A 5,113-nucleotide genomic window follows, 5' to 3' on the forward strand; every position below is an offset into this window, starting at 1 on the left:
AACTAAGTCACTATAATTATTTGATTTTATAGTTTTTTATTTGCTACAGATGAAATTAATGCGCACTGATATTGTCTTAAAATCACACCAAAGTATCTAAATTTAAATATGACTGTATAGCCATACATTATTAGCCACTTCGCGGTAGGGCCAAACATAGGTAACTAGATGAGAATTTGTATGGTAACAAGAGTAGGTATTTTCGATTGAGATAACGAGCCGAAACACACTTTGGGGCATAAACATTGTAGAAAAGGCTGCGTACCGAAAAGAATGCTGCCATAGGCCAACTAATTGGTTACGCTTTGCTAAACGATCGCCGAAGATCAAAACCGCTTAGGCTAAATTTGTAGCCAATCTGATTTAAATCGTGCTAAATCTTTCATCCATCAATCTATGTTGAATCAGTGCCATTTGCAGGCCCCAACAAAAATGCAAGGAATTATATGCCCACGTCTATCTTGCAAGCGGTAAAGCTCACCCGCTTCGCTTTATTGTCTATACCATTCAGTTCACACAACGTAGGCTCGATCATTTTTGGCGGAATATTGCTAGCAGTGACACCATTAATGGTAAATGCCGCGCCACAACGGGGCGTCAGCTTCCCTCCGAATGCCCAGGCTATAGAAGCCCTTATCGATTCTACTGTTAATCCTTTAATGAACGAATATGGGATCCCTGGGGTGGTGATCGGGATCAGTATGAACGGGCAACAGTACTTTTATCCTTATGGTGTCAGTTCAAAAAAGACAGGGGAAAAGGTGAATGAAAATACCCTATTTGAGATTGGTTCTATCAGTAAAACCTTTACCGCGACCCTCGCAACATACGCTCAACTTGAGGGTAAACTGACGCTAACAGATAAGGTAAGCCAATATCTGCCTGAATTAACCGGTAGCCATTTTGACCAGATCAATCTCATTCATTTAGCCACCCATACAGCGGGAAATCTGCCCATGCAGGTCCCTGATAATATAACCAATAATGCTGAGTTAATAAGCTATTTAAAAGCCTGGCAACCAGCTTATGCCGCAGGTACTCACCGCAATTATGCCAATCCCAGCATTGGTCTTCTCGGTGTGATCGCGGCAAAGCAGCTTGGTCAAGGTTTTCCTGAGGCCGTAGAGCAAACTCTCTTTCGACAACTTGGCATGACAAACAGCTATTTTATGGTTCCAACCAATAAAATGACTGACTACGCCCAAGGCTACAATAAGCAAGATCAGCCAGTACGCCTCAATCCCGGTGTGTTAGCCGATGAGGCCTACGGAATAAAAACGACGGTTGTAGATCTGCTCCGTTTTGTTGAAACCAATATGCAGCAGCATGCGGTGCCTGCAAGGTTGCAACGTGCCATTGATGCCACCCATACGGGCTATTTTGATGTCGGCATGATGACTCAAGCGATGATTTGGGAGCAATATCCGTATCCGATTGCCCTTGATAAGCTCCTCACTGGACATACTCAAGATGTAGTGTTTGGCAGCATGCCAGTGAAAGCCATTACACCACCTCAAGCGCCACAGCAAAATGTCTGGATAAATAAGACTGGCTCAACGGGTGGTTTTGCTGCGTATGTGGCTTATATTCCAGCTAAAAAGCTGGCATTGGTGTTATTGAGTAATAAAAATTATCCAGTGCCGCCACGGGTAACCGCGGGTTACCAGATATTAACAGGCTTAGAAACACTGCAAAATTAATATCGCGTCATCATATTTCAGCCCAAACCGCGCTTGCCAAAATGGAGAGGTTTTCTCTCCATTCAATTTCTCTGCTACGAATATCTCGTTATTGATCAAAACCCATGTAAATAAACGCGTTATATTGTTGACTTAAGAATCCACCCTTTATCAATTATAAAACCTGATTAACAAGATAAACACCAAGTGTAAGCTTAGTTTTACAGCCATAAAAGCATAGAAAAACTTATGTGTTGGATGAAAAAATATTCCTAAAAATCAAGACGATTAGCCATTGAACTACTCAATTTTGGGCGTAAGATGCGCGCCATTGTTCAACTGTGCTTTTTTACGGAATTATGATGTCAGGCGAAAAACCGTCTTTAATCTCATCAAAAACGTCGGCTTCATCAGCAGGAAGTACCACTCGATTGCTCTTTATGCTGGTCTTTATGGTGGCCTGTGGACAGATGGCCCAAACGATTTTTGTGCCAGCACTCCCGCTGATTGCCCAAGGTTTAGCCGTCGATGCAAGCAAGCTACAAGCAGTCATGGCCTGTTATCTGCTCGCCTACGGTTTATGTCAATTTATCTATGGCCCATTATCTGACCGCTATGGGCGAAAACTCCCACTGTTGGTTGGTATTGGGATCTTTATGATTGGCGCGTTAATTGCCACACAAGCCACAAGCTTTAATCAGTTAATTTGCGCGAGTCTGCTTCAAGGCCTAGGCACAGCCAGTGCCGGCGCGCTGTGCCGCAGCATTCCTAGGGATCATTACTTTGGCGATAACTTAGTTAAATTTAATAGCTATGTGTCCATGGCGGTGGTGTTTTTACCCTTGGTGGCGCCCTTCTTAGGGAGCCTTGCTTCAGCCTACTTAGGTTGGCAAGCCGTTTACTGGGTGTTATTTGGGTTTGGCGTCTTTGTTTGGCTACTGCTTTGTTTTGGTTTTAAAGAGTCTTTACCAAAAGACAAACGAGAACAACAACCAGTGTTAGCCTCCTATCGCCATGTGCTACGCCACCGCAGCTTTAGGGCATATCTATTTTCATTAATCGCCACCTTTGCGGGGATTGCCGCCTTTGAAGCCATTGCGGGCGTGCTCTATGGCCAATATTTGCAACTCTCATCTTTTATGGTGAGCTGCTATTTTGTGGCGCCTATCCCCGGCTATTTACTCGGTGCACTGGTAGCAGGAAGACAAAAACAAGCACAACGAACCGTATTTCAAGGTGTTGCCTTGCTCGGTGCTGGCGCATTGTTTATGTTGATCCCTGGGTTGTTTCAACTGGTTGTAGGCTGGAGTTTGTTGATAGGCTCAATTTTATTTTTCAGCGGCGCCGGCATGTTATTTCCGACATTAACCTCGGCTGCGTTAGAACCTTTTCCGCGTCAAGCGGGCATTGCGGGGGCTTTGCTCGGTGGTTTACAAAACTTTGGCGCAGGGCTGGCGGCATTAACTATGTCGCTCGTCCCTATGGGAGGCCAGTTAAGTATCGGTTTACTGAGCGCGCTGATGGTGCTTTTAGTGATTGTGGCCTTGCATTATGCGCGAGATCAAAATGATACCCATCAAACACTATTGCCGCAAAAAACCTGAGGTTCTCTATCAAAATAACAAAGCCCACTTACGTGGGCTTTTGTTTTTCTGATGCTTATCGATTACAGGATCCGTCTTAGTAAAAAATCTGCTTTTAATCTTCTAATACGATTCATAATCTTCTTCACCGGATCGGGATAGCTTTGCAAAGTATCCACTTGGCTATAGTGATATAACCTCTGTGTATGCTCAAGAATATGCGCTTGCTCGGCCTCAAATTGCGCCTTCCAGCTACCCGTTTCATCGTGGATCAAGAGCCCATTCTCTAAATCCAACGCCCATGCTCTAGGGTTTAGATTTGAGCCTGTGATCAAATGCTTACGCCCATCGGCACTGATACCTTTGAGGTGGTAACTGTTGATCCCATGCTTCCACAGATGAATATTGAGTTGGCCATTATCAATCGCCCACTGCTGACGTTTGGCAAATTTACGCAGCGACTGTTCATATAAATACGGCAAGGCACCGATGGTGGAAAAATCTTGCTCAGGCGGAATATAAAAGTCATTCGCCGTTTTATCGCCGACGACAATATCAATCCGTTTGCCGTTGCGCAGATGTTTAGCTAAGGCGCGGACCAAAATATAAGGAGGGTTAAAGTAAGGTGTGCAGATAAAGAGTCTATCTTTTGACTCCTCAACCATCGCAATAACCGCTTTATTCAATAAATTATGTTTACGGCCTAAGCCAAGTAATGGTGTTACCCGATTACCCGTTCGAGTTGCGTTAAACTCGTACTGTGCCTGTGACAAACGTAATTTAAAGCTGCGCACATCGGTTTTAGGCGGTAACACTTCCTGCTGCGCATCTTGAGTAAGCGATGTCACTGCTGGATCGGCAATGATATAACGTTGGATCATTGCCCGCATGCTGCGTGCAAGCTCTGCTGACTCAATCACATGGTAGCGGTCGAAACGGTATTTATCGTTTTGCTGTAGATAGATATTATTAAGACTTGCGCCGCTATAAATCACGGCATCATCAATTACAAAGCCTTTAAGGTGTAATACACCCATAAACTCACGGGATTTAACTGGTACGCCCATAATCTCGATAGGATATTCAGCTTCAGCCATCACTTTGCGGTACATCAAATAATTACCGCTATCACCCTTATGGCCAATCAAGCCACGTCTAGCACGGTGAAAATCGACCAAAATTTTGATATCCAACGCAGGATTTTTAGCCTTCGCCGTCATCAAGGCCTGTAAAATCTCCCGCCCTGCTTCATCATCTTCTAAATAGAGTGCAGCGATGTAGATGCTGTTCTTGGCATTTTCGATGCGAGTAAGTAACTCTGCCTTAAATCGGCATGGCGTAAGCAACCACGTTAAAGCCTCGGGTTGAACGGCTATTCCACCAAGCTTATCTAGCAAGGCATCCTCCTTTAAACATGCTGACCACCCCGATAGGAAGCGCTTGGGGTCAGTGACAAAAACATCACAGCAATCTGTGTTAATTCTGGGTAGGCTTCTGTCACTGCCAGCCTGATTGTTTGTTCTACTTTAAGATGAATATCAGGGTCTACCGGAAACCAAAGCAATTCGATTTGGACAAAACGCTGATCAATTCTACCATTACGGTAACTGATGCTGGGGATCCAATCTAATGTAAAACTCTCTGCTTTACCTTTACATATAGCCGCCAAAGACTGCAGTAATGTTTGGCTAAGCTCTGCAACGACTGCCTGGGGTAAGCCGCGCATACTAATATGAGGCATGGTTTTAGTGGTTACCTAAGATCCTAAAATCGTAAGGGGTAGAAATTACCGACTTCACTGCAACTCGGCAAGACTTTTCGATGAAAAGAGCGCGGCGTAACGCCTATTTT

4 protein-coding genes are annotated in these 5,113 nt (G+C 44.4%); 2 read left to right on the forward strand and 2 right to left on the reverse strand.

The window, feature by feature from the left end; genetic code table 11:
- Nucleotides 1-569: 569 nt before the first annotated feature.
- On the forward strand, nucleotides 570-1,700 hold the full coding sequence (ampC, locus tag L976_RS11915; RefSeq protein WP_052184067.1) for a class C beta-lactamase: 1,131 nt from the start codon (nucleotides 570-572) through the stop codon (nucleotides 1,698-1,700).
- 338 nt (nucleotides 1,701-2,038) lie between these two features.
- On the forward strand, nucleotides 2,039-3,283 hold the full coding sequence (gene emrD, locus L976_RS11920) for a multidrug efflux MFS transporter EmrD (RefSeq protein WP_139122659.1): 1,245 nt from the start codon (nucleotides 2,039-2,041) through the stop codon (nucleotides 3,281-3,283).
- 62 nt (nucleotides 3,284-3,345) lie between these two features.
- On the opposite strand, the gene pssA is transcribed toward emrD, so the two are convergent.
- Both pssA and L976_RS11930 read right to left on the reverse strand, forming a co-directional pair.
- On the reverse strand, nucleotides 3,346-4,659 hold the full coding sequence (gene pssA / locus L976_RS11925) for a CDP-diacylglycerol--serine O-phosphatidyltransferase (RefSeq protein WP_037428083.1): 1,314 nt from the start codon (nucleotides 4,657-4,659) through the stop codon (nucleotides 3,346-3,348).
- A gap of 11 nt (nucleotides 4,660-4,670) precedes the next feature.
- Nucleotides 4,671-5,003: a DUF1904 domain-containing protein gene (locus tag L976_RS11930; protein ID WP_011072371.1), complete on the reverse strand. Its 333-nt coding sequence runs from the start codon at nucleotides 5,001-5,003 to the stop codon at nucleotides 4,671-4,673.
- Between the last annotated feature and the right edge of the window lie 110 nt (nucleotides 5,004-5,113).

This window comes from Shewanella sp. ZOR0012 (assembly GCF_000798835.1).
Classification (GTDB): Bacteria; Pseudomonadota; Gammaproteobacteria; order Enterobacterales; family Shewanellaceae; genus Shewanella; species Shewanella xiamenensis.